At 46.6% G+C, this 25,388-nt stretch carries 18 protein-coding genes; 11 read left to right on the forward strand and 7 right to left on the reverse strand.

The window, feature by feature from the left end:
- Positions 1-234: 234 nt before the first annotated feature.
- The gene (locus FJ444_RS00265; protein WP_140955892.1) at positions 235-990 is read right to left on the reverse strand and encodes a hypothetical protein; all 756 of its coding nucleotides are present in this window, start codon (positions 988-990) and stop codon (positions 235-237) included.
- A 261-nt stretch (positions 991-1,251) separates the two neighbouring features.
- On the reverse strand, positions 1,252-2,658 hold the full coding sequence (ffh, locus tag FJ444_RS00270; protein ID WP_140955893.1) for a signal recognition particle protein: 1,407 nt from the start codon (positions 2,656-2,658) through the stop codon (positions 1,252-1,254).
- 173 nt (positions 2,659-2,831) lie between these two features.
- Here ffh and FJ444_RS00275 point away from each other — a divergent pair, with 173 nt between their 5' ends.
- On the forward strand, positions 2,832-3,626 hold the full coding sequence (locus tag FJ444_RS00275; protein WP_140955894.1) for an inner membrane protein YpjD: 795 nt from the start codon (positions 2,832-2,834) through the stop codon (positions 3,624-3,626).
- 83 nt (positions 3,627-3,709) lie between these two features.
- Entirely contained in the window at positions 3,710-5,011 is a 1,302-nt protein-coding gene (locus tag FJ444_RS00280) for an HlyC/CorC family transporter (RefSeq protein ID WP_140955896.1), read from the forward strand.
- A gap of 44 nt (positions 5,012-5,055) precedes the next feature.
- On the opposite strand, the gene FJ444_RS21295 is transcribed toward FJ444_RS00280, so the two are convergent.
- Both FJ444_RS21295 and sixA read right to left on the reverse strand, forming a co-directional pair.
- The gene (locus FJ444_RS21295; protein ID WP_181405013.1) at positions 5,056-5,229 is read right to left on the reverse strand and encodes a hypothetical protein; all 174 of its coding nucleotides are present in this window, start codon (positions 5,227-5,229) and stop codon (positions 5,056-5,058) included.
- 155 nt (positions 5,230-5,384) lie between these two features.
- Positions 5,385-5,894: a phosphohistidine phosphatase SixA gene (gene sixA, locus FJ444_RS00285; protein ID WP_140955898.1), complete on the reverse strand. Its 510-nt coding sequence runs from the start codon at positions 5,892-5,894 to the stop codon at positions 5,385-5,387.
- Positions 5,895-6,064: 170 nt separating this feature from the next.
- On the opposite strand from sixA, the gene FJ444_RS00290 reads away from it, so the two are divergent.
- From FJ444_RS00290 to FJ444_RS21300, 3 genes are all read left to right on the forward strand, one after another.
- Positions 6,065-8,812 carry an insulinase family protein gene (locus FJ444_RS00290; RefSeq protein ID WP_140955900.1) on the forward strand — a complete coding sequence of 916 codons (2,748 nt, stop codon included), beginning with the start codon at positions 6,065-6,067 and terminating at the stop codon, positions 8,810-8,812.
- A 182-nt stretch (positions 8,813-8,994) separates the two neighbouring features.
- Complete coding sequence (locus tag FJ444_RS00295; RefSeq protein WP_140955901.1) at positions 8,995-13,506, forward strand: EAL domain-containing protein; 4,512 nt, start codon at positions 8,995-8,997, stop codon at positions 13,504-13,506.
- A gap of 546 nt (positions 13,507-14,052) precedes the next feature.
- The gene (locus FJ444_RS21300; RefSeq protein ID WP_174237803.1) at positions 14,053-14,208 is read left to right on the forward strand and encodes a hypothetical protein; all 156 of its coding nucleotides are present in this window, start codon (positions 14,053-14,055) and stop codon (positions 14,206-14,208) included.
- Positions 14,209-14,272: 64 nt separating this feature from the next.
- Here the strand turns inward: FJ444_RS21300 and FJ444_RS00300 are convergent, their stop codons facing one another.
- From FJ444_RS00300 to fadI, 3 genes are all read right to left on the reverse strand, one after another.
- Positions 14,273-14,470: a hypothetical protein gene (locus FJ444_RS00300; protein ID WP_140955903.1), complete on the reverse strand. Its 198-nt coding sequence runs from the start codon at positions 14,468-14,470 to the stop codon at positions 14,273-14,275.
- A 149-nt stretch (positions 14,471-14,619) separates the two neighbouring features.
- Positions 14,620-16,752: a fatty acid oxidation complex subunit alpha FadJ gene (fadJ, locus tag FJ444_RS00305; RefSeq protein ID WP_140955905.1), complete on the reverse strand. Its 2,133-nt coding sequence runs from the start codon at positions 16,750-16,752 to the stop codon at positions 14,620-14,622.
- The gene (fadI, locus tag FJ444_RS00310; protein ID WP_140955907.1) at positions 16,752-18,062 is read right to left on the reverse strand and encodes an acetyl-CoA C-acyltransferase FadI; all 1,311 of its coding nucleotides are present in this window, start codon (positions 18,060-18,062) and stop codon (positions 16,752-16,754) included. The genes fadJ and fadI overlap by 1 nt, the downstream gene beginning before the upstream one ends.
- 254 nt (positions 18,063-18,316) lie before the next feature.
- Here fadI and FJ444_RS00315 point away from each other — a divergent pair, with 254 nt between their 5' ends.
- Genes FJ444_RS00315 through FJ444_RS00340 form a run of 6 tightly spaced genes read left to right on the forward strand, consistent with a single transcriptional unit; the run spans position 18,317 to position 25,388 of the window.
- Positions 18,317-19,273, forward strand: coding sequence for a MoxR family ATPase (locus tag FJ444_RS00315; protein ID WP_140955909.1), 957 nt, complete (start codon positions 18,317-18,319; stop codon positions 19,271-19,273).
- Between the two features lie 3 nt (positions 19,274-19,276).
- Positions 19,277-20,242 (forward strand): DUF58 domain-containing protein, encoded by a 966-nt coding sequence (locus tag FJ444_RS00320; protein ID WP_140955911.1) that lies wholly within the window; start codon positions 19,277-19,279, stop codon positions 20,240-20,242.
- Positions 20,230-20,745, forward strand: a complete 516-nt coding sequence (locus FJ444_RS00325; protein WP_140955913.1) for a DUF4381 domain-containing protein — start codon at positions 20,230-20,232, stop codon at positions 20,743-20,745. The genes FJ444_RS00320 and FJ444_RS00325 overlap by 13 nt, the downstream gene beginning before the upstream one ends.
- Positions 20,738-21,751, forward strand: coding sequence for a VWA domain-containing protein (locus FJ444_RS00330; protein WP_140955915.1), 1,014 nt, complete (start codon positions 20,738-20,740; stop codon positions 21,749-21,751). The genes FJ444_RS00325 and FJ444_RS00330 overlap by 8 nt, the downstream gene beginning before the upstream one ends.
- Positions 21,748-23,688, forward strand: coding sequence for a VWA domain-containing protein (locus FJ444_RS00335; protein ID WP_140955917.1), 1,941 nt, complete (start codon positions 21,748-21,750; stop codon positions 23,686-23,688). Before FJ444_RS00330 ends, FJ444_RS00335 begins: the two co-directional genes overlap by 4 nt.
- Positions 23,688-25,388 (forward strand): BatD family protein, encoded by a 1,701-nt coding sequence (locus FJ444_RS00340; protein WP_140955919.1) that lies wholly within the window; start codon positions 23,688-23,690, stop codon positions 25,386-25,388. The genes FJ444_RS00335 and FJ444_RS00340 overlap by 1 nt, the downstream gene beginning before the upstream one ends.

Below are 25,388 nucleotides of genomic sequence, written 5' to 3' on the forward strand. Positions count from 1 at the left end.
ATACCGGCACAATACCTGATTATGAACCCATCAGTAAAAAGACTGCGGCAATTAAGGATCTGCAAAAAAGCGGTTCTTGCTGCGTTGCAAACCAATTCAATCCAATCAACATGGCAGTGTATTATGAAATAAGGTCAATGCGAAGACATACAAAGCCTGCCAGCACAGGCTTGGGTGCTGTTTGCTGATTTTTCAGTCAGCACAGTAACCAGGCAAACGAACATTTGCCCTATTTCAGGGAGTATTCAGCCAAAAAACCTGATTGGCCCGGTATTCAGGATCGCTTTTCAATTGAGGAAGAACGCGATTGATGTGTTCAATTGCATTTCTCCCCCACGGACTATTGGTACAACCGATGGCCCCTTCCACGGGCGTGCTTCCCATTTCAGTAGTGGGTAAAAACACCAGGGAGTGGTCATTATCGGTAACGGAAAAATACTTAAGCGCAGATGGATAATCAATGGTGTAGTCTAGCCGTGAGCGGGCAATCTGACGTAAGACACGCATGGGACTTTCTGTTCCACCGATTTCAATAACATGTGGCTGTCCAATATATTTATCCAGCTCCTGTTGCAGTGCATCCGGGTACTTTCGTGCACTGGGCAAGCCAAACGCCAGTGTATTCATTGACAACAGCCGGGCCAGCGATACCGGTGCGTTTTCCTGTAAATCGAGCTTATCCAACAGTGCTTTATTAATAATCACACCCACTGCAGGGTATTGCATGGTTACGTTGCTGTAGAGGAAATTAGCAGAATCGTCCCGCTTAATCATACAAGGAAAACACAGGTTTTCAGACTGACTGATATATTTGTTCACTCTGGGGTGAGGGTAAATTACTTCACTGGTATTGAGTTCCGGCAGCAATGCATCGAGCTTAGTCGTCATGACATCACAAATACCATACCCTTTTAATTTGCCTTCCATAATATGAAATGGCGGAGAAGGGTTTTTAGCCCACACGATGGCCTCACTCGCTAGTACAGGCATTACATAACCTGATAGCCAGGTTCCAACTACGATTGAGATGAACTGCTTGAACCGCAACATTGCCTCCGTTCGTCGCACGGTAAAACAATATGGAATTATCAATATATCTGCTGGCAGATAATTATCAATGTATCTGTTAACAATAAACTGACAGGCTTTCATCAACACATAATCCGACGGCAATGAAACCAACACAATGTGTCTGAAATCCGCACACAAAAAAACCGGCAAATGCGCCGGTTTTCCTGACTTTTTTGACGACTATCTGGGCGGGAACATACCGCCTGGGCCACCCATTCCGCCCATTCCACCTGGACCGCCGCCTGGCGGCATCATGCCCTTCATTTGGCGCATCATTTTCTTTATGCCGCCGCCGGACATTTTCTTCATCATTTTCTGCATTTGAGTAAACTGCTTCAGCAAGCGATTTACATCCTGAATTTGAGTACCAGAACCCGCTGCGATACGGCGTTTGCGTGAACCTTTAATAACTTCGGGTTTTTCGCGCTCTGCTGGTGTCATCGAATTAATGATAGCTTCCATTTGTACGAACTGTTTGTCGTTGGCCTGATCCTTAATTTTCGCACTCATGCCACCCATGCCAGGCAACTTGTCGAGCATGCCCATCATGCCGCCCATGTTACGCATTTGCTCCAGCTGCTCTTTAAAGTCCTGCAAATCGAATCCTTTGCCCTTTTGCACTTTTTGAGCAAGTTTCTGCGCTTTTTCTTTATCGACTTTGCGTTCAACTTCTTCGATAAGGCTTAGTACGTCGCCCATACCCAGAATCCGGGAGGCTATCCGTTCAGGGTGAAACGGTTCTAACGCATCGAGCTTTTCGCCCATACCGATAAATTTAATCGGCTTACCGGTAATTTTACGCACCGACAACGCAGCACCACCGCGAGCATCACCGTCTGCTTTGGTAAGAATCACACCCGTTAATGGCAGCGCTTCATTGAACGCTTTAGCGGTATTTGCGGCATCCTGGCCAGTCATGGCATCAACCACAAACAAGGTTTCAATTGGCTTAACCGCAGCGTGTAACGCTTTAATTTCGTCCATCATGTCACTGTCGACATGTAAACGACCTGCGGTATCCACTAACAGTACATCAAAGAACTGCTTGCGTGCCGCTTCAATCGCATCGTTAACAATGTCGATTGGTTTTTGTAAAATGGTCGACGGAAAAAATTTCACACCGACATCTTCAGCCAGTGTTTCCAACTGTTTAATAGCGGCTGGACGATATACGTCAGCGCTCACCACCATGACTTTTTTCTTTTCACGCTCAGTTAAATACTTAGCCAGTTTACCTACCGAGGTAGTTTTACCCGCCCCTTGTAGACCTGCCATTAATACTACTGCTGGCGGTTGAGTAGACAGGTTAAGCCTTTCATTGGCTTCACCCATAACCGCTTCAAGTTCAGACTGAACGATCTTGATGAACACCTGGCCGGGCTTCAGGCTTTTAGTGACTTCCGTGCCGACTGCACGCGCCTTTACCTGATTAACGAATTCTTTAACTACCGGTAGCGCAACGTCAGCTTCAAGTAACGCCATTCTGACTTCGCGCAGGGTTTCTTTAATGTTGTCTTCGGTTAAGCGGCCCCGTCCACTGACATTGCGCAGTGTCTGCCCTAACCTTTCGCTGAGATTCTCAAACATTCTCTGTTTATCAACCCAATCAATGAATAATACCCGGAGTATACCGAAAATTGACCGGTTAACGTAGTGTGGATTAACGATTTATCATTTTCCGGCAGACATGCGGTTGAATTCTCTGTTATTCTGCAGTATCTATACCACGTTATTTATTATTTGCAGGTTTCAATTACTACATGGCTACCTTGTTCGCTTTGCTGGCAGTTGTTGCGTATTTTGTAGCAGCGGCGTCAATGACGGGGCGATTTTTTCACAATCAAGGCCCAAACAGGATGTTAGCGTTAAGCATTGCTGCTGTTGCAGTGCTGTGCCACAGTATGTTTTTAGGCGATGCAATTCTGGCAGCACAAGCTGGCCAGAACATGAGCATAACCAATGTGCTTTCGCTGGTTGCCTGGTTAATTACCCTTTCTATGCTGGTGAGTAATTCACTGCTCCCCAACGTCATTTTGTTACCCGTAGTATTCGGCTTTGCCGGATTTAGTGTGCTTGCATCGGCATTCATACCGGTTGAGCATATTATGCATATTGAGTTGCGTCCCGGCCTGGTAGTGCATATTACGTTGTCTTTATTCGCCTATGGTACGCTGGTTATCGCCTTTTTGTATGCACTTCAGATGTCGTATATAACCCACCAACTGAAGCACAAAGGTGCCAGTCTGTTGCACTCTACCCTGCCACCTTTAATGCTGGTTGAAGGTATTCTGTTTAAGTTGATCCTGATTGGCACCTTATTGCTGATTATCGCTCAGGTAACGGGTTTTGTGTTTTTAGAAAACATGTTTAGTCAGGGTTATGTGCACAAAACCGTGCTATCTATCGCCGGTTTGGCGGTATTTATTGTACTGCTGGCAGGGCAAAAGCTGTGGGGATGGCGCGGAAAACAGGTCATCGCATTAACCATTATTGGTGTAATGCTGCTTTCCTTGGCCTACTTTGGCAGTCGATTTGTAAAAGAAATTCTGCTCTGATAATTAACATCACCAATTAACACTTGAAACGCTCAGAGCGACTGACTACATTGGTGTTTCAAACTACTTAAAGGGATCCCTCGTTGGACGACATATCAACCAGTGCGTTGTTAATTGCACTGGCAATTTTAATTGCTTTATCTGCTTATTTTTCCAGTTCTGAAACCGGGATGATGTCGATCAACCGGTATCGGCTTAAACACTTACAAAGTGAAGGCCACCGGGGTGCAAAACGAGTCCACAAGTTATTGGAACGTCCAGACCGACTCATCGGATTAATTCTCATTGGAAACAACCTGGTTAATATTGCAGCCTCTGCCATTGCCACTATCATTTGTACCCGCTGGTTCGGTGAATACTGGGCTGTATTTGCCACTACCATTGGCTTAACTATTATTCTGCTTATTTTTGCAGAGGTAACGCCCAAAACACTGGCTGCACTCTATCCCGAAAAAGTAGCGTTCCCCAGCTCCATCATATTATCGCCAATGTTAATAGTTATGTATCCATTAGTGGCGTCGATTAACGGGATCACTAACGGTATTTTAGCCTTGTTGCGCATTAAACCCTCTGGCGAAGGTGGCGACTCACTCAGCCGGGAAGAGCTGCGAACAGTGGTATACGAAGCCGGCGCAATGATACCTAAAAAGCACCAGGACATGCTGGTAAGCATTTTGGACCTTGAGAATGTCACTGCCGAAGACATTATGGTGCCCCGCAGTGACATCGCCGCTATCGATATTAATGACGACTGGAAAGATATTCAGAAAAAACTCACCCAGTCTCAGCACACGCGAGTATTGCTTTACCGTGACAGCATAGATGATGCCGTGGGATTTGTGCATGTACGTGATGCATTGCGATTATTGTCGAAGGACCAGTTTTCTAAAGCCAGCCTGTTGCGCGCGGTTCGTGAAATATACTATGCGCCGGAATCGATTCCGTTACACACACTGATGTATCAGTTTCAGTCAGAAAAAGAGCGTATCGCACTGGTAGTTGATGAATACGGCGACATTCAGGGTTTGGTTACCCTTGAAGACATTCTGGAAGAAATCATCGGTGACTTTACCACTACTACCCTGCCAGCTTACAGCAAGGAAGTATCGGTACAACAGGATGGCAGTGTATTAGTCGATGGCAGTGCCAACATTCGGGAACTCAATAAAGAATTGAGCTGGAATTTTCCTACTGAAGGCCCCAAAACGCTGAATGGATTAATTTTGGAATACCTCGAAGAAATCCCAGACAGCAATGTAAGCCTGCGGTTAGCCGGATATCCAATCGAAATTATTGATATTAATGGGAATATGATAAAAACGGTTAGAGTAATACCTGAGTACTATCGCCCCGCTACAGTATCTGCCCCCGACCAACGAAACTAAGTATGGGTCAGCGGTAGCTGACCCATTACACCGCCAGCCAACCTTTACCCTGACTTTCGTTTAGCCAGTACTTTGGCTTTCGCAGCGGCAACCTTAGCCGACAAATCGGATAGCCTGGCCATGATTTGTGCCATTTCCTCGTCATTTTGCAGATCCGACTCTTCTAAGTGTCGTTCTAAAGACTGACGAAGCTGCTCTGGGATAGACTGACTAGACATGCGCTTTTTTGCATTTTCAACGCTGGGCGTTGAAATGATACCTTTGTTCCTCTCTACTACCTGTTTATATCGGTAGCAACGGAAAAAGCTAAAGCGAAAAGTTGGATTTGACGGCTAAATTTCAGCGCTCGAATGCAACGAGATTAGGTTGAGTACTACCCCTGAAAGTGACCCACTAAGACACCTTTACCGGTTTTAAGCTGGTATTTCACAACGGCAACCGATCCGGTGGCAAACAATGACATATTGTGAGAATCGCACAGAGCATCGAGTAAGTAAGATACAAACGGCATATGACTCACCACCAACAAAGGTTTACCGGGGTGTGTTTTCGCCATTTGATGAGCAAGTACATCAATATAATCGTGCGCAACACGAACATTACCTTCCGGCACAATGTCGCTATTTAACTCCATCTGCGCAGCATGAAATGTTTGCAGTACTTCATTATAGGTTTGACGGGTGCGTGTATAAGGACTGACCAAAGCCATTGATAATTCACGGTTCTGGCAATAGGATTCAGACAACCAATCAGAACTGATGTGAACTTCGTTTTTGCCTCGAAGCGTAAGGTTACGACTTTTATCATCGGTTTGCAGTGATTCTGCCTCACCATGGCGCATGATAAAAATAAAAATGTCGTCTTTGCTGCTTTGACCTGACATAACATTGCTAATATGATGAGGAATACATACTAACGATAGCAAAGGTCTGCCGACTCGCCTAGTACTATTATTAACTCTTAGACTAAGGTGTAACGGATGATCCGCCTGCTGTTAACCTGTCCACCGGCTAACTGCAAACAATAACACGTAGACAGAACGAAGATATTACATTGAATATTTCACAGGACATCGACAGCACTTATTCGTTTCAGTTGGAAAATGGCCTGCGGGTGTTAATTATCCACAAGCAGGAATTAACATCCTGTTGCGTTTCAGCGAGCATTAGAGCTGGGCATTTTTTTGACCCCGAAGAATGCCCCGGTCTGGCACATTTGTTAGAGCACATGTTGTTTATGGGTAACGCTGTGCTACCTCAACCCAACGCCATCAACGAATTAATGGAACAGGCTGGCGGCAATATCAACGCCTGGACCGGAACTGAATTTGCCAACTATCACTTTCAGGTGCATGCTCAGGCGCTGCCGCGGGTATTACCCGCTTTCGCGGCAATGTTAGGCGCCCCTAATTTTGACACTGAACAAATTCAGTCTGAAATAAAATCTATCGATGCAGAGTTTAAGTTCAAACGCAAAGACGACTTACGGCGGCTTTATCAGATCCACAAAGAAACCGCTAATCCTGCGCATCCTTTTACAAAGTTTTCTGTAGGTAATCAGCAAACGTTTGGTAAGTTTAGCCTGGAGCAATTGCAGGAAAAATTACAGGCTTTTCACGACACATACTACTGTGCAGCCAACATGACACTGGTGATTCACTCACCGTTCAGCGTAGGGCAAATTACGCCCTGGCTCACGCAGGCATTTGCCCCTTTACCAACCGGGCAAGCTGCAGAAATAAACCTGCCGGTGCTGTATACGCCTGAACAGTTGGGCGTCGAAATTCACATCACACCGCTGCAAGCGGCCAAACGGATGATCGTAACGTTTGCTCTGCCTCCATTGCATTTGGAAATAGCGACACGCCCACTTGATTTTATAAGCCATGTGTTAGGAGATGAAGGCGCCGGCAGTTTATTTGCCTATTTAAAAGCCAGGGGCTGGGTAACTAACCTGATTGCCGGCTCGGGTATTGAAGGTGTCGGATTCAAAGACTTTAATATTAATTTGCAACTCACTGACTCCGGTCTGGACAACCAATTTAATATCGTGTCAGCAATATTCCACATGGTTGAATTAATTAAAATGGCCGCCGGTGACGAGTGGCGTTTACTGGAAAAAGCCAAACTCAATCAGTTGGCCAGACAGTATGACGACTCACACAAGCCGCTACAAACCCTGTGTGACCTGGCAGAATTACATCAGTATTTTGATTGGGATACCATTGCCAGTGCATCGCAAAACGAAGCGCTTACCAGTGAATCATTAAACAGAGCACTGGCTTATTTTGTACCAGAAAATTTGCGTATCAAATTGATTGCGCCAGGACTTGCTACTAATCGTCGTTGTGCACACTACGACGCGGCTTATGCAATTAAGCCGATCTCCTCTGACTCGCTCGCCCGCTGGAAAAAGCCTGCAGCGGTTCACGCTATATCCATGCCCCCCAAAAACCCATACATCGGTGATAGCTACAGTCTGTGTCCACTGGATAACCGATTTGCAATGCCTCAGGAAATCAGAGAAGAAAAAGGCATGAGCATTTGGTTTTGTCAGGACCATACTTTCCGGGTACCGAAGGGTGACGTATTTATTTCTTTCGACATTCCGTCGCTGGCGCAGAACATTCACCAGGTAGCCGCTAAACGACTATGGCTTGCGGGGTTAAATGATTATTTGCAGGGGCAATTCTACCGGGCGGAAATTGCCGGATTGCACTACAGAATATATGGCCACCAGGGTGGATTTACCCTGCATACCAGAGGATTTAGTGCACAACAGGGTCAGTTGGTTCAAAAACTAACGAATGCAATTCACGCCTTTGAGCCCGACCCTCAGACTTTTCTTCAGGTGAAAAGTCTGCAATGCCAAAGCTTGCAAAATACGCTGTTAAACAAACCGATTAACCGCTTATTTTCCCGGTTAAGTGTACTCATTCAGCGAAACACTCACGCACCTGTTGAGCTGCTGGACGCTGTTGAACAATGTCAGTTTGATGATGTAAGGCGCGTTAAGGATCGCGCGTTTGATTATTACCACCTCGAAGGGCTAATTCACGGAAACTGGAGCAAAGAAGCAGCTGAACGCATTGCTGATAGTGTTATCGCGATGAGTCCTGGAGCGAAAGCATCACCACTCCCCCGCGCAATAGCCAAATTGCCAGTGGGACGCACTATGGTGCACGAAGTGAGTTGCGACCATGAAGACGCTGCCGTTGTTTTGTATCTTCAGGCACCCAGTAACGACACCTGGAATGTGGCGATGTGTATGGTACTGGAACAAATGCTGGCCGGGTCTTTTTTCAGTACGTTGCGAACAGAGAAACAGTTGGGATATCTGGTTGGCTCAGGTTATGTGCCGCACAATCAGCATCCGGGTATAACATTTTATATCCAGAGTCCAACGCATGGGCCACAGGTACTCATGTCACATATCAGTCAGTTTCTTCAGCAACAAACTCGTGAGCGAGCATTTTACGAAGGCTACTGGCCGAATATTCAGCGCAATTTACTGAAACAATTACAGGATGTGGATCTTAACCAGTCGATGCGCTCACAGCGCATCTGGCAGGGATTGGGCTCGAACGACAGCAATTTGCACCGCAATCAGCTTATCGCCAGTACAATTGAAAGTATGAGTTTTGACGATATCATTGGTTATGCCACCAATATGAATCTCAACCAGACCTTTGGCGAGCTTGTGCTGTTTTCTGCCGGAAAATTCCCCCCTTTACAAAGCGAAGAACAAGACACCATCACGCACATTGCAGACTTTAAATCCCGCGTAGAGTTCTATTTATAATGAGGGAAACACGGCTGAATACTCAAATTCAGCCGTGTTTGCTGAAGTTTTATTCACCCTGTTTTGCTATTCAAAAAAAACCTTGTAGAGCGCCTTGTAATTCGGCATATTGGTGCTTGGCTAGAACGGACGCTAACCAATTCAAATTAAAAGAAAGATAAGGCATTCATTGCCAAAGGTGTATGGTGCGCTCAACCCATAGAACGACGTTAGCACTGTTTTTAGTCACAGTGATAATTTTTATTGCCCGTTTAGCCAGTGCTAATGCGGCGATTAACGACATCCGCTTTAGTGAATTCACGCGGGAAGATGGTGTGTCTGAAGGCACCATTACATCAATTGCCGAGGATCAGTTTGGCTATATTTGGGTGGGCTCAGTTGACGGTCTGTTCCGCTTCGATGGCTATGAGTTTAAGCACTACCAACACTCACCTAAAAAACCGGATTCCATCCCCCCCGGATTCACCCGAACCATGTACGTTTCCTCAAATAAAGATTTGTGGATTGGTACTTATAATGGTTTAGCAAAATACTTGCCTGAATCAGACAGTTTCCGCGTTTATAAAACGGATAATTCACTTATCAGAAACAATGATATTTGGTCGATCAGTGAAGATACAAAAGGCAATATTCTCGTTGCAGATACCTCAAACCTCTATGTAATTGATGCAAAAAATAATGAATTAGAATTGTTAGACGAACGCATTGATTTTCCAGATGATATTGAGGTAATTCGCAATGAGCCAAGCAGAATTTGGATAGGTACCTACGGATATGGTGCATTTATTTACGATAAAATCCGACGACAGTTATTCCCACTTCGAACAGCGAATCCTTGGGGAATAAATCTGGAAGTCGATTACGTGTTTGACATCAAAGTGATTGATGGAGAGTATTGGATAGCATCCAATGAGGGTGTAAAAATCCTCAACAATCAAGGCGCTGAGATCAAATCAATAGATAAAAATCGTTATCCTGATTTATCGAATGAAACCATCAGAACTATTAGGGAAACAGAAAAAAACAGTGTCTGGCTAGGTACTCAGGATGGGCTGGGTATTCACAGTGCAATAACTGACTCACTGATTGTATATGGCACGGAAAACAGAAACCTCACGTATTTAAAAAATAATCAAATAAGAGAAATATTTAAAGACTCATCAGGCTCGATTTGGATTGCCACTTATGAAGGCTTGTACCGCAAAAATACATCAACTAATTCGCTCCGACTGTATTCTCATTTGAATAATGCTGACTCATCCGGCTCAAAGCGAATTTGGGCTATCGAAGAAGATAACGAGGATGCGCTTTGGATTGCTACGCAAAGTGCCGGTCTGGCGAAGTTTGACCTGAATAAAAGCACTGTCAATTACTATCTTGAAAATGAGCAAAACCAAATCTGGGACTTGGTTGTAGATACCGAAAATAATATTTGGATTGCCACATCCAAAGGCATTCGCCGGTACTCCTATTCAAACAATAAGTTAAAATTTGAAGAGTCTTTCATGGATAACATCATGATTGATGCAATCTATTATGATGGAAGCCAAATATGGACCTGGACCGAAATAGATGGTGTTGTTTCTATTGCAAAACGTAACGCAAAAAACACTGACTCATATACAATTACTCACCATAATCGTGATCTTGTTGCAGATATTTATTCTCCGGTATATGCAGACAGAGAGGGTAATATTTGGCTTACTACCATCGGTAGAATAGACATTTTCAGTCCTGCCCAGAAAAAGATCATAAGCAGTATTAACCTTAAACTGAATAAATCTCATAACACCTCAATTGTGAAATCTGTCTATGAATGGGGAAATTATTATTGGGTTACGACTCAATCGGCAGGGATTTATCAATTTGAAAAGAAAACATTTAAGCTAGTCAAAAATATTACGTTGGAAATCGACTCAAATGTAATTCTGGCGGCAACAGGCTTTAAAGATTCAATTTGGCTTTCTACAGAGACAGCAATCAAGCAGTTAACTCTCCCTTCACTGTCACTGGGCTTTAGCATCAATGGCGACCAGCTTGAATACAACAACTATTCGGAAGGAGCCGTGTCAGTTACACATGACAACGGTTTAGTGTTTGGCGGAGATAAAGGATTTCATTTCTTTTATCCTGAATTATTCGCTGAAGCCACTCAGAATTCTTCAGAAAAGATGTCAAATATACCTCAACTTTTTTCGTTGAAGATTTTTGGTAAGGAACAGGAATTTAGTGGTGCCAGTAGCACATTGGATAAACCGCTGTATTTAAAACAGGACCTGTCGCTTGCTTACAATGATTCCCGATTCAGTTTTTCATTTGGTATTATCAATGCGAGCTCACCAAGAACAGTAAAATACCGATACAGATTAACTGGTTGGGACCACAACTGGAGTGAGTCAGGTCCTGATCGTCAGGCTTTTTATAATGACGTTTCTTTTGGAGACTATACCTTCGAAGTTCAAGCACTCGAGGATGGCAAGGCATGGTCACCTTCGCGTACACTGAATATAACCATCTCCCCTCCCCCCTGGCTGCACCCTGCTGCCCTGGTATTCTATGGTTTCTTTGCTGCGCTAATGGCCCTTTACGTGGTACGTCAATATCACGTAAGACGTTCTCAACGTATTGCGGTATCGGAATCAGAGGAACGATTAAAACTCACGTTGTGGAGTAGCGGCGATGAACTATGGGACTGGGATGTATTCCGTGGTCAGGTATACCGTTCTAATACCTGGGGCACACTGGACTTCCCACAAGACGATATCCGTACCAACAGTGCATACGACGCCAACATACATCCGCACGATTTACGCCGCGTACAGGATGCGTTAAAAGCGCATCTCGACGGAAAAACCGAATTTTTCGAACTCGCTTACCGCGCTCGCACATTCACCAATCAGTGGGTTTGGATCCTTGACCGCGGTAAAGTCGTTCAGCGTGACCACAATAACCAGCCTGTGCGGATGACAGGGACACTGAAAAACATTCAGCATTTAAAAGACGCTGAAGAACAGTTAAATCTGTTTAAACGGTCAATCGAAAACATTTCCGAAGGCGTGTTCATTACCGACACCAAATTCCGTTTTATCTCAGTAAACAATGCTTATTGCACCTACACCGGTGAAACCCGTGAGCAAGCACTGGCGAGTTATTTGTATTTCCATCAATACCCAGAGGCCTTTACGGAGGAAATTAAAAAAACCTTGAAAGCGCGTGGCAACTGGAGCGGTGAAGTGGAAAGTAGCCGGGTGAACGGTGAGCGCTATGAAATTGAATTAAATATTGATGCCGTGCACGACGACGATGGTCGCATTTCGCACTTTGTAGGCGTATTCTCAGACATTACGTCACGCAAGAATACCGAGAAAGAACTGCTGAAACTGGCAAACTCAGATCCGTTAACCGAATTGCCCAACCGTTCATTCTTCCAGGCCAGCCATAGTAATCTGGTGCGCAAAGGTTCACATCATGCCCTACTCTGCCTGGACATGGATAATTTTAAGAAAATCAATGATTCTCTGGGTCATCAAACCGGTGACATTCTGATCAAGCAAATTGCCAAACGCATTCAGCGAATCACCGACGCCAACTCGACCTGCTATCGGTTAGGTGGTGATGAGTTCAGTGTATTAATGGAAGACGTGTCAGACATTCACAGTATTACCCATTTTGCCCAGAATGTGCTCAATACTCTCGCACGACCATTTATTATCAACAAACAGGAATTTGTGCTGGGGGCCAGTATTGGAATTGCGTTGTTCCCAGAGGATGGTTCATCACCCCAGGAGCTGCTTAAAAATGCCGATACTGCCATGTATTTCGCTAAAAACAACGGCGGCAACAGTTACCAGTTCTTCAGTGGTGAAATGAACCAAAACGCTGTGCGCCAGCTACAAATTGAGAACCTGATCCGACAGGGGATCAAAGACGATTTATTTACTGTTTACTACCAGCCCAAAGTAGACATTACCACCGGCAGACTGGTGAGTATGGAAGCACTGGTGCGCTTTGAACATCCTCATAAAGGTATTGTAAGTCCGGGACAATTTATTCCATTGGCAGAGCAAACCGGACAAATCATTGAGATTGGTGAGCAGGTGTTAAGAAAAGCCTGTCTCGACACCAAGCGTTGGGTAAGTGAAGGCTTGTTCAGTGGCCGGGTTGCGGTAAACATTTCAGCAAAGCAATTTGAATTGCCCGACCTGGATGATCGGATTGAGAACATTTTGCGTCAGGTTGGTTTATCTCCTCTTCATCTCGAGTGTGAAATTACCGAAGGCACGTTAATGGAAAATCCCGATGAAGGTTTGCGAATGATGCAGCGCCTTCGCGATCGCGGCATTCATTTGGCACTGGATGATTTTGGTACCGGATATTCTTCGCTGGCGTATTTAAAACAATTCCCGCTGAATACGTTAAAGATAGACAAAGCATTTATCGACGATATCGCAAACAGCAGCGTAGACCGCCATATGGCAGCAGCCATTATCAATATCGCCCATAATTTGGGCCTGAAAGTAGTGGCAGAAGGCGTGGAATATGAAGAGCAGTTGAACATTCTGCGTCGTTACGACTGCGAAATGATCCAAGGCTTCCTGTATAGCAAACCGTTAAATGCAGAGCGGTTTGAAAAGCTGCTCAGAGAAAACAGCCTGCTTCACAAAATCATTAATAAAGTCTCACCTGACGCCTAGCAGCTCTTTGAACGGGCTGCCAGTGTCGTGTTTAGCTTCACCCTGATGATATTACTCATCTCGCTAATATCCGCTCTCAAGCGCGCGTGGTGCGTAAATTTCCTCAACCTCTTGATAAATACTTCCCTAGCCGTTTTAACAGGGTTCAGGAGGCCACACTGGCATACGTATCACTTTTACGCTGTAACATCGAAAACATTAGTTTTACTCAATATATATTGGCTAATGTATTTATTTCTATGTACTTTTCATGCAAGTAAAAAAACAAACAACACATTTTTATAACGCTATTTGCAATAGAAAGGTAAAGAAACGCAAACTTTTGACACCATTGCCTCAAGTTTTTCCGCAAGCGGCAGATAAATGCATAGAACGGCAATAATTTCCGGTAACGGATTTTTGACGCCGCTCACATTAATAATCCAACTTGTTGTTATAAAAGGAATTATAAAGTTGGCACAATGTTAGCTATAGACATTGTGACGACAGAAACAATGTCAGTCAGTTTTGTTTGTTTTGTTTGTTTATAATAATGAGGAATGAAAGATGTTGAAAGCTTATGCAGTCGCGCTAGTTCTTTCTACTACAGCACCTGTCGCAGACCAAAAGCAAGAAGGCGCTCAAAAAGCACCTGTACAGAAAAAAGAAGTTGCAACAGAGACTCAGCAGTTCAAACCTAAGACTAACGGTGTTCGTCTTTAATCTGCAAGATTTCGCGTACAAAAAGGGAGCTTGATGCTCCTTTTTTTATGCCCGACATTCAGCGCTAAGCGCGTAACACAACGTTATTAAAGCCTGTATCACGGCGCATTCTGACATGGCGCGAAATGGTAAACATAGGCAATAATAACGGGCCTAATACGCATCCGGCTGCTGCCCAACGCTTTGCAGCTAACCCAGCTTTCAGAGACTCAACGTAAAAAAATACGCCTGACAAAACCGATACCAAAATAATCGTCAACATTTTGACACCTCGCTCAAAGAAAACTGAAAAACCGATAGTCAGAAAACGCGCGAATAATATACGATCGCACACACAAAACCAGCATTTTTATTCGTTATAATGAAAAAAACCGGGCAATGCCCGGTTTTATACAAGTTATTAACAAGTATTTAATAGAAGCTTCTATTTTCCTTTACCATTTCTTCCAGAACTGGCGCAGGCTGATACTTCTTATCAAGCTTTTCAGCGTAGTAATTCAAGCGCTCTACTACCTTTTTAATGCCAAGTTGATCCATATATCTGAAAGGTCCGCCCAGGAATGGGGGGAAGCCAATACCAAAAATTGCGCCTATATCCCCATCACGTGGATTGCGGATCACACCTTCGTCTAAACAGCGTGCGGCTTCATTTAACATCATGAGTACGCAGCGTTCAGATATTTCAGATTCACTGCGGCTCTTGTTCGGCTGAATACCCAATAAAGTGTACAAACTGTCGTCCACTTCTTTTCCTGGCTTTTTGCCTTCATACAGGTAAAAACCGCGTTTGTTTTTCTTACCCTTGCGATCATCTGCCAACACTTTGTCGAAAGCGCCTGGGGCGGTAAAACGCTCACCAAAGGCGTCAACCAGAATGGGGATAATTTTGGTACCCACATCGATTCCCACTTCATCAAGCAGCTTCACGGGACCCACCGGGAAACCAAAGTTAAGCAGCGCTTTATCGATATGGTCGATAGGCTCACCGGCAAGGATCAGGTTCGCCGCTTCGTTCATATAGGGCGCGAGAATACGGTTCACGTAGAAGCCCGCTCCGTCTTTTACTACTACTGGCGTCTTCCCTTGTTTCTTGGCAAATTCAACGGTAGTTGAAATAGTTTGATCAGACGTCTTTTCATGCGCGATCACTTCCGCCAGTGGCATTTTATCTACTGGAGAGAAGTAATGCAGACCAATGATATTTTCAGGACGCTGCGCCCCTTCAGCAATTTGTCCAATTGGAATAGACGAGGTATTCGACGCAAAAATCGTACTTTCTTTGCAATTGTTTTCCACGTCAGCAACCATCTGCTGCTTCAGTTTCACGTCTTCAAATACTGCCTCAACCACAATGTCTACATCTTGCATACCGGCGTAATCCAATGTGCCGGTTAACAGTGACATTTGCTTCTGCATTTCCGACTTCAGCATAAATTTACGCTGCACTTTTTTAACCAGCAGGTCGTAGCTGTATTTCATGGCATTGGCGATACCAATTGGCTGGATATCTTTAATACGCACTGGCACTTTCGCTTTGGTCGCCGTAACAAACGCAATACCCCCACCCATCAGACCACCGCCCAACACGCCGACTTTAGCCACTTTTTCCGGGGCAACATTCGCCACACCAGATTCTTTCTTCATGGCAGTTGTAGCAAAGAATATCTGACGAAGCTGTTTTGATTCAGGTGTCATCACCAGTTGGCCAAACGCTTTTGCTTCAGCCTCTAAACCAGCTCGCATGCCTTTGCTCAGACCTAATGCCACCACATCAAGAATTTGCTGTGGCGCTGGGTAATTTCCGCGTGTTTTTGACTGGGTTTGTTGCGCCGCTTTGTTAAACAGAATATTGCGACCTGGGCCCGTGCCTTCAAGGAATTTATTAACCAGCCCTTTTTGCGGCATTTCACGGTTTGGTTTGCCCTTAGCAGCAAAGATACCCGCTACGTCCAATAGCACTGAATGCGGCACAACTTCATCAACCAGGCCGTATTTTTTAGCCTGCTTTGGACGTACCGCACCACCGGTGAGCATCATTTTAATGGCTTGTTGAATACCGATTAATCGAGGTAAACGCTGTGTTCCGCCACTGCCTGGTAATAAACCCAGCTGTACTTCAGGCACACCCAGTTGCGTCGCAGGGGCATCGGTACAAACGCGGTAGTGGCACGCTAATGCCAGCTCTAATCCACCGCCCAGTGCAGGGCCGTGAATAGCCGCCACAAAGGTGGCACGCATTTTTTCGATGCGGTCAAAAATGTCCTGACCACCTTTGGCTAATGCCTGTGCCTCTTCCGCCGTTTTACAGGCGTCCAGCATAGTAATGTCAGCACCGGCGACGAAAGAGCTGGGTTTACCACTGATCAGCACCACGCCTTTAATGTTGCTATCAGCTTCAATTTCATCCAGGATTTTGGTGATGTCATCGCCAAACGCCTGTTTCAGGGTATTCATTGACTCACCCGGTACATCCATGGTGAGTACGGCAATGCCGTTGTCCTGGCGGCTTAAAGTAAATGCGCTGTTTGCTGCTTGTTCAGTCATTACGCTGTCTCCAAAATCATAGCTGCGCCTAAACCACCTGCCGCACAGGCAGTGATCAAACCGGTACCACCGCCACGGCGGTTCAATTCATTCAGCATTTGCGTGATCATACGCGTACCTGTTGCGGCAAAGGGATGACCATATGCAAGTGAACTTCCCATCACGTTGAATTTGTCCATATCGATTTCACCGGTAGCTTTGCTGCGACCCAGTTTTTCCTGAGCAAACTTATCGCTGGCAAACATTTTAACGTTTGCCAAAGTCTGAGCAGCAAAGGCTTCATGCATTTCAATCAGCGTCAAATCGTTCAGTGTCATGCCTGCACGCTCTAATGCAATGGGTGAGGCGTAAGACGGGCCCATCAGCATATCTTCCCATACATCAATTGCCGCAAATGCATAACTCTTAATATAACCAAGTGGTGTGTAGCCCAATGCTTTCGCTTTGCTCTCGGTCATCATCAGTACTGCTGATGCACCATCAGTTAATGGCGTTGCGTTGGCCGCAGTTACTGAACCGTATTTGCGGTCGAATACCGGACGTAATTTTGCATAGCCTTCCAGCTTTGAATCGAAGCGAATATTGTTGTCTTGCTCCAGCGCACCTTTAAACGGTTCGGCATAGGCAGTCATTACTTCACCAGCCAGTTTGCCTTCTTTCCAGCTTTGCGCTGCAAGCGTATGCGAGCGGTGCGCCAGTTCATCCTGTGCTTCGCGAGAAATACCATGGGTTTTCGCCATCTGCTCAGCAGTTTGTCCCATAGATAAACCCGTTGAATATTCAGCAACCGCCGGCGGTACTGGCAGTAAATCCTTAAAGCCAAGATGCTTAAGTACGGCCCATTTTTGACCCAGGGTTTTGGTTTTTTGCAGGTCAACCAGTGCACGGGCTAATTTTTTCGATACACCAATAGGTGATACAGAGGTTGAATCAGCACCACCGGCCACCCCCACTTCCACTGTGCCAGCCATCATAGATTCTGCGATATTCACCGTAGACTGGAAGCTAGTTGCGCAAGCGCGTGATACGCTGTAGGCGTCGGTATGCACATTCATCCCGGTGCCCAGAACGATTTCGCGTGCGATATTGGGGGCTTCTGGCATTTGAACTACCTGACCGTAAACAAGTTGATCAACTAATTTAGGATCAACGGCATTGCGGATCAGAAGCTCGTTTACCACCATTTTGCCCAAATCCACGGCGGGAACACCGTGAAAATACGTCGCCATTTTTGCGAAGGGCGTTCTAAGCCCAGCGACAATGGCAATGCGATCGCCATCACGCGTTGTAACCGATTGCTGTTTAGCCATTATTTATAACCCTTGTTGTAGACCTGGTAGTGGTCAGACCTGTTATCAATGCGCCGATTTTTACAAACAATTAAACAAATAGCAAATCCGCAGAAGAATATTTTGCAACAATTAATCTCTTGATGAGAAAAAGTAGCTTGAAACAGAATAAGGGAACCTTATATTGACTTAACAGTCAGATAGCTTCAATTCCAACACGGAGCAGTAAGTATACGCTCTGTGATTCAATAACGATAACAAGGTTAGAAAACTCTATGGCAGCTGAGCAGTTCAGGCAGTTACACGCCTATCTTGATTCACAAATTATCGGTCAGTCTCAACTCACGCTGAATATGCTGATTGCACTGCTGGCCGACGGCCACTTGTTAGTAGAAGGCCCACCAGGATTGGCGAAAACCCGGGCCATCAACGCCCTGGCTAAGGGTATTGATGGCGATTTTCACCGCGTACAGTTTACCCCAGATTTGCTACCCGCCGATTTAACGGGTACGGATATTTATCGCCCGGAAACAGGCCAGTTTGTGTTCCAGCAAGGTCCTTTGTTCCATAATCTGGTGCTGGCAGACGAAATTAACCGTGCGCCGGCAAAAGTGCAATCTGCGCTGCTCGAAGCCATGGCTGAGCACCAAATTACGGTTGGCAACAAAACCTATGCTCTACCAGAACTATTTCTGGTAATGGCAACGCAGAACCCGCTGGAGCAGGAAGGCACCTATCCCCTGCCAGAAGCGCAGTTAGACCGCTTCCTGATGCACCTGGAAATTGATTACCCGGATGCCGACACCGAACTGCAAATCCTGCAATTAACGCGCAACGAAGAGCTGAGTAAGCCCACAGCGCTGCCACCTACATTGAGCCAGCAAGATATCTTCGCTGCGCGTAAAGCGGCATTAGCACTGCACATGGCCCCCGCACTGGAAACCTATTTAGTGCAGTTGATTATGGCCACGCGTCGCCCTGAAAATTATTCACCTGAATTAGCTCAGTGGATTGAATTTGGTGCCAGCCCTCGTGCCACCATTTCACTGGATCGCTGCGCCCGTGCCCATGCGTGGTTGGCCGGCAGGGATTTCGTTGGTCCCGACGACATCCAGGCTGTGTTCCACAATGCGCTTCGCCACCGTTTGATCCTGTCTTATCAGGCCGAAGCGGAAGGCGTCACTGCAAATCAGGTTTTGGACACCATATTAAATCTGGTCGCTGTGCCTTAATCAATGATTGCCGTACAACAACAGCTCAATAGCCTGCAGTCCAATGGCATTCAGTTAAATGTAAAGGAACTGCTGCAATACAAGCAGTTTGCCGGGCTGTTAGACATGAAACCCACACGCACGCCTCAGGCGCGTTTGGCAGGTAGTTACCTGACTAAACACAAGGGGCGTGGTATGGAGTTTGATGAAGCCAGGCACTATCAGGCGGGTGATGACATTCGTGCCATCGACTGGCGCGTGACTGCGCGTACCGGGAAAACCCACACCAAGGTGTACCGCGAAGAGCGCGAGCGCCCGGTATTTGTTTTGTGTGATTTATCGGGCTCGATGCAATTTGGCACCCAACTGCTGCTCAAAGCTGTTCAGGCTGCGCATTTGAGTGCATTAATCAGCTGGGCAGCGGCGCAACGCGGCGACAAAGTGGGCGCGTTAATCTATTCGGATTATGCTCATAAAGAATGTAAACCATTAAGCCGCAAGCGCGCAGTTTTAAGCATTTGTCATGAACTGATGCAGTGTCAGAATGAAGCGAGTCAGGCGCAGCTTCCAGCCCCTCAGGCAAATCTGGAACAGGCTTTGTCCCGACTGCGCCGTCTGGCCAGGCCCGGTAGTCTGGTCTATATCATCAGTGATTTTTTGCACCTTGATGAGCGCGCGCTACAGCACTTAACCCAAATTAGCCGGCATTGTGAAGTGAGTGCCATTGCCATCACCGACCCGCTTGAGCATACCTTGCCAACGCTTCGCCACACGCAGAGTGTGAATGTTACCGACGGCGAGCAAAAGCAAACCTGGACATTAGGCGATCCGGTACTGGCTAAACACTATTCCGCCAGCCAGCAAGCGCGCTGGCAGCAGGTGAAAGACAGTCTTGGCCGCTGTAAAACTGGAATGGGCTTTATTGATGCCGGTATCCCCCTAACCGAACAACTTGAACGCTTGCGGAGGCAGCCAGTATGGACCCGTTAGCCCAGTTAAATGATATTCAAACGCCAACTGGCGTAGATTGGTGGCCGCTGGCATGGGGTTGGTGGGCAGTTATTGCGTTGGTATTGCTGGTTACCATAATGGCAATTCGCACCTGGTATCTTCACCGCCAATTTACCAAAGCCAAGCGTGAGGCACTGGCAACACTTGCCGCCTTCGCTACTGAGCCAGGCCAGGCCGCGGTAGACACCAATCAATTACTCAAACGCGTTGCGAAGCACTATTTCGACGCTGAAACCGTTTCCGCATTATACGGTAATCAGTGGCTACAGTTTTTACAAAGCGCAGTTAGCAACAAGCACGCAAAATCCGTGATGGCCGGACTGGAAGTCATGACCAGTAAGGTGTATCAGCAAGCACCTTGTACAGAAGCAGAAGCCAGCGATATTTTTTCAGCGGCAACAGTGTGGTTGAAACAAGCTAATTTTAAGCGAGTTCCCCCCATAGAGACGGCAGTTAAAGCGCGGGAGGCAAGTCATGTTTGAGTTTGCCTGGTGGTGGGCGCTGTTTGCTCTGCCCTTACCCTTCATCGTTCGCTTGCTGAGTCCTAAAACTCAGCAAACGGATGTTGCGCTGCGGGTACCGAATTTAATCAACAATCTGCCGCAATCGAAATCACCTAAGGCAGCAAAACGCGGTTGGTTGATACTGGCAACAATAATGTGGATTTGTTTGGTACTGGCTGCAGCCCGGCCGCAATGGTTGGGTGAGCCGGTTAATGTGCCAAATGAAGGGCGTGAAATGATGCTGGCGGTGGATTTGTCTGGCAGTATGAAAATTGAAGACATGATGGTAAACGGCCGTCAGGTTAATCGCCTGACCATGATCAAATCTGTACTGTATGACTTCATTCAACGCCGGGTTGGCGATCGTCTTGGGTTGATTCTGTTCGCCGACACGGCCTATTTGCAAGCACCTCTCACCTATGACAGGGAAACCGTCGCAACCTTATTGGACGAGGCCGTAATTGGCCTGGTAGGTGAACAAACGGCGATTGGCGATGCTATTGGTCTTGCTGTAAAACGATTTGAACAAAAAGCCGAATCAAACCGCGTACTCATATTGCTTACAGACGGCCAGAACACGGCCGGTAATATCACACCACAACAAGCAAAAGAACTTGCCGTGGATGCCCAGGTTACGGTTTACACCATCGGTGTAGGGGCTGATGCCATGACCGTTTCAAGTTTCTTTGGCAGCAGACAGGTAAATCCCTCGCAAGAGTTGGACGAAACCATGTTAACCGATATTGCGAAAGCCACCGGCGGCCAGTATTTCCGTGCGCGCAATGCCGCCGAATTAAACAACATTTACGCGATGCTCGACCAGCTCCAGCCGATTGAAGGCGAAGCACGTAAAATGCGCCCGCTAACGGCGTTATTTTACTATCCGCTGGCCCTGGCATTGTTACTTAGCGCACTGCCAGTGATTGGTATTTTGCTGCGAAGTATCTGGTTCAGACTGGCTGGTAGCAATGAGGCCGTATCATGAACAGTGCCTTCAATTTTCTCCCTGCAGATTTTCACTTCCTGCGCCCTGAATGGTTTTATGCACTTATCCCATTAGTGTTGCTACTTTGGGTGGTCTATCGCTGGCGTCGCACAGCAACGGGCTGGCAAGGTGTGATTGCTGGACACCTCTATCAATATTTGGTAACCGGGCAACACACGGCAAAAAGCAATACTCTGGTGAGTTGGCTTGCGCTGGCATGGCTACTCGCGGTATTCGCATTAGCCGGACCAAGTTGGGAACGTATTCCCCAGCCTGTTTTTCAGGTAAAAGCCGGTCACGTAATCGTTATGGATATGTCATTGTCGATGCGCGCTACCGACGTTACGCCAGACCGATTATCCAGAGCGAAATACAAAGCTATTGATTTGGTAAAGCTTATCAACGAAGGGGATATGGGCTTGGTGGCTTACGCGGGTGATGCGTTCACCATTAGCCCATTAACTGAAGATGCAACCACTTTAACAGCCCTGCTCCCCAGTTTGAGCCCGGAAATCATGCCCACTTCAGGCAGTGAACCTGTATTGGGGTTAAAAGCCGCGGCCAACTTACTGGAAAGTGCCGGCTATCAGCGCGGTGCACTTTACTGGATCACTGATGGCGTTGAACTGGAACAAATGAAAGAACTCAGCGACTTTTTATCTTCCACACCTTATACCGTGAATATTCTGGGTGTCGGCACGCAAACTGGCGCGCCCATCAAACAGCTCAATGGCGAACTATTAAAACGCAGTAATGGCGCAATTGTGATCCCAAAAATGAATCCGTCAGTGTTGCAACAACTCAGTCGCCAGAGTGGCGGTAAGTTCTCTGAAATCACCGCTAACGACAGTGATATTCGTAAAATTGCTGCGGTAAATCGATTTGATGATGCCGAAACTGAATCACAGGACAACAACAAGCAAGGTGATAAATGGGCAGAAGCCGGGCCGTATTTGCTGCTCCTATTACTGCCGATTGCCGCCCTGTCGTTCCGACGCGGTTTGTTGTTCGTCCTTTGCTTGTGTGTGCTAATACCCATGCAATCGCCTGTTGCCGTAGCGCAAACACAGCCAGGTCAATCACCCGTCGCAGACACCAACGAAGCTGTACAACCCAATACCATTAGTTGGTGGCAGAAACCCTTTTTGAATGCCGATCAACAGGGCTATGAACAGTACAACAGCGAACAATTTCAGGACGCCTCTGAATCCTTTGAAGATTTATCGTGGAAAGGCGCAGCGCAATATCGCTCTGGTGAATACGAAGCGGCTGCAGAGACTTACGGCCAGTTAAACAGTGCGGAAGGCTTTTACAACCAGGGCAACGCGCTGGCAAAAGCGGGCCAATTGGAAGAGGCTATTGCCGCTTATGAACAGGCGTTGGCAAAACGCCCGGATTATCCTGAAGCAGCACAAAACAAAGCGCTGCTTGAACAATTAAAAAATCAACAGGACCAACAACAGGATCAACAAAATCAGGGCGATAATCAGAATCAATCTGACGATCAACAAAACCAAAGTGAGCAAAACGGCGAGAATCAACAGCAAAATGGTGAAGGTTCAGACCAACAGCAAAGTGGAGAAAATGATCCGTCAAAAAGTGACCAGCAAAACGGTCAGGATCAACAGCAGCAATCATCAGACAATCAGCAAAATGCTGAACAGAACGGTGAGCAGTCTGACCCACAGGATGCCCAGGACGAACAACAGCAACAGGCACAACAGCCTGAAAATGGCGAGCAGGAAGCTGGCGAAAGTGAAATGAAACAAGCAATACAAGGTGACGCCGAGCGCGACAAAGAGACCGAACAACGACTCAATAATCTATTGCGTCGCATCCCTGACGACCCAGCCTTCCTGTTGAAACGCAAAATGCAATTGGAAGCGCAGAAACGTCAGTATCGTCGTCCCCCTTCTTCAGACCGGAGTGATTGGTAATGATCAGTAAACGCCTGATTGCAGGTTTATTAATGTGCGTGCTGCCTTGGATATCTCAGGCCGAAGTAACCAGTGTGACAGCCACTATCGACAAAAACCCTGTGATGCTCGACGAGGCTATCGTGTTAACGGTTGTGGCTGAAGGCGATGCCGAGCGCGATGCATTCGACAGTTCCGTTTTATTAAGCGATTTTGTGGTAGGCCGCACGTCAGTGGGTTCACAAACGTCAATTGTCAACTTCTCTACCCGCCAGACAACTACCTGGTCTACTACCTTGTTTCCGCGCAGTGTAGGCAAATTTACTATTCCGGCATTTACCATCGAAGGCAAGTCGAGTGCACCTATTACTGTTAACGTTATCCCGGTACAACAAGGTAGCAATGCGCCGGCCAGAGACTACTACGTAGCCACCGAAGTCAATCAGTCGAATGTGTACCTGCAACAACAGTTGCGCTACACCGTGAAACTCTATCTGGCATCGCAAATTGAACGTGGTAGCCTACAAGCCCCTGAGCTTGAGAATGCGCAAATTCAGCAACTAGGTGAAGACAAGCAATACACAGAGCTGGTAAATGGCAAACGTTATCAGGTAATTGAACGCAACTTTGCGATTCTGCCTCAGCAATCTGGCGACTTTACCATTCGCGGCCCGGTCTTTTCTGGCGAAGTCATTGCAGCGAATACCAATCAGCGATTTGGCTTTTTTAACCGTACTCAGGCTATCAACCGGGTTGGCCCGGATGTGGATATCAGTGTTAAACCCATTCCGCAGGACATAGACTATCACTGGCTGCCGAGCGACTTTGTGCAACTGGATGAAAACTGGCAAACCGATGAATTTGTGGTAGGTGAACCGGTAACCCGCACACTCACGCTTACCGCCGTTGGGGTAGTGGAAGAACAGCTGCCCGAGATAGCACAAATATACCCGCCCGCATTTAAGCTTTATCCCGACCAACCCGGCAGCGCAACCGCCGAGCGCGACAACCGGTTAATTGTACAGCGTACCGAATCAGTAGCGCTGATCCCCACCAAGCCTGGTGAGTTTATTATTCCAGAGGTCAAAGTGCCCTGGTTTAATACCAACACAGGCAAAACGGAATTCGCAACACTGCCTACCCGCACCATCACGGTAGCACCCGCGGCAAACATGGGTAACACGCCAACTCCAGCAACGCCGCAGGCTCAGGTGCCGCCACCTGCAATACAGCAGGTTACATCAGATCAAGGATTACCTGACGCTGATAACGCCCAGCCACAGGCTGCAGAATCACTGATATCACCAAATTCACAGCAAGGAATTGATCATTGGCACTGGCTGTTAGCTGCGCTTTGGTTACTGACTGCAGCAGGTTGGTTAATTCATGCTCAGAAAACGCGCTCAGTGAGCGCAGTGCCTTCATCGCAAAAAACGACTACTAACGCCGATGTTAAATCACTTATTTCAACCATTGAAAAAGGCAATGTGAGTGATATTCAAGCCGCCTTGCGCAGTTGGCAGGCGCAATTTTCTGCCGCACAACGATGGCAAATTCAGCAGTCGATCAAACCCGAGCTTGATCAAATGATGGCCTCGGCTTTTGCGAATCCGCCACAGGCCTGGAATAAGGCTGCACTAATTTCGGCAATAAAACGTATAACAACAATATCCAATACAAAAGACGGGGGGCTCACCCCGCTTTATCCACTACACAAATAG

This window comes from Aestuariibacter sp. GS-14, from assembly GCF_006494365.1.
GTDB lineage: Bacteria > Pseudomonadota > Gammaproteobacteria > Enterobacterales > Alteromonadaceae > Alteromonas > Alteromonas mangrovi.

What these genes read in the sequence shown, in the direction of transcription:
- FJ444_RS00265 (WP_140955892.1), bottom strand. Translation starts at nt 990, where the DNA reads ATGCCTGTACTAGCGAGTGAGGCCATCGTGTGGGCTAAAAACCCTTCT.
- ffh (WP_140955893.1), bottom strand. Translation starts at nt 2,658, where the DNA reads ATGTTTGAGAATCTCAGCGAAAGGTTAGGGCAGACACTGCGCAATGTC.
- FJ444_RS00275 (WP_140955894.1), top strand. Translation starts at nt 2,832, where the DNA reads ATGGCTACCTTGTTCGCTTTGCTGGCAGTTGTTGCGTATTTTGTAGCA.
- FJ444_RS21295 (WP_181405013.1), bottom strand. Translation starts at nt 5,229, where the DNA reads ATGTCTAGTCAGTCTATCCCAGAGCAGCTTCGTCAGTCTTTAGAACGA.
- sixA (WP_140955898.1), bottom strand. Translation starts at nt 5,894, where the DNA reads ATGTCAGGTCAAAGCAGCAAAGACGACATTTTTATTTTTATCATGCGC.
- FJ444_RS00295 (WP_140955901.1), top strand. Translation starts at nt 8,995, where the DNA reads ATGGTGCGCTCAACCCATAGAACGACGTTAGCACTGTTTTTAGTCACA.
- FJ444_RS21300 (WP_174237803.1), top strand. Translation starts at nt 14,053, where the DNA reads ATGTTGAAAGCTTATGCAGTCGCGCTAGTTCTTTCTACTACAGCACCT.
- FJ444_RS00300 (WP_140955903.1), bottom strand. Translation starts at nt 14,470, where the DNA reads ATGTTGACGATTATTTTGGTATCGGTTTTGTCAGGCGTATTTTTTTAC.
- fadJ (WP_140955905.1), bottom strand. Translation starts at nt 16,752, where the DNA reads ATGACTGAACAAGCAGCAAACAGCGCATTTACTTTAAGCCGCCAGGAC.
- fadI (WP_140955907.1), bottom strand. Translation starts at nt 18,062, where the DNA reads ATGGCTAAACAGCAATCGGTTACAACGCGTGATGGCGATCGCATTGCC.
- FJ444_RS00315 (WP_140955909.1), top strand. Translation starts at nt 18,317, where the DNA reads ATGGCAGCTGAGCAGTTCAGGCAGTTACACGCCTATCTTGATTCACAA.
- FJ444_RS00320 (WP_140955911.1), top strand. Translation starts at nt 19,277, where the DNA reads ATGATTGCCGTACAACAACAGCTCAATAGCCTGCAGTCCAATGGCATT.
- FJ444_RS00325 (WP_140955913.1), top strand. Translation starts at nt 20,230, where the DNA reads ATGGACCCGTTAGCCCAGTTAAATGATATTCAAACGCCAACTGGCGTA.
- FJ444_RS00330 (WP_140955915.1), top strand. Translation starts at nt 20,738, where the DNA reads ATGTTTGAGTTTGCCTGGTGGTGGGCGCTGTTTGCTCTGCCCTTACCC.
- FJ444_RS00335 (WP_140955917.1), top strand. Translation starts at nt 21,748, where the DNA reads ATGAACAGTGCCTTCAATTTTCTCCCTGCAGATTTTCACTTCCTGCGC.
- FJ444_RS00340 (WP_140955919.1), top strand. Translation starts at nt 23,688, where the DNA reads ATGATCAGTAAACGCCTGATTGCAGGTTTATTAATGTGCGTGCTGCCT.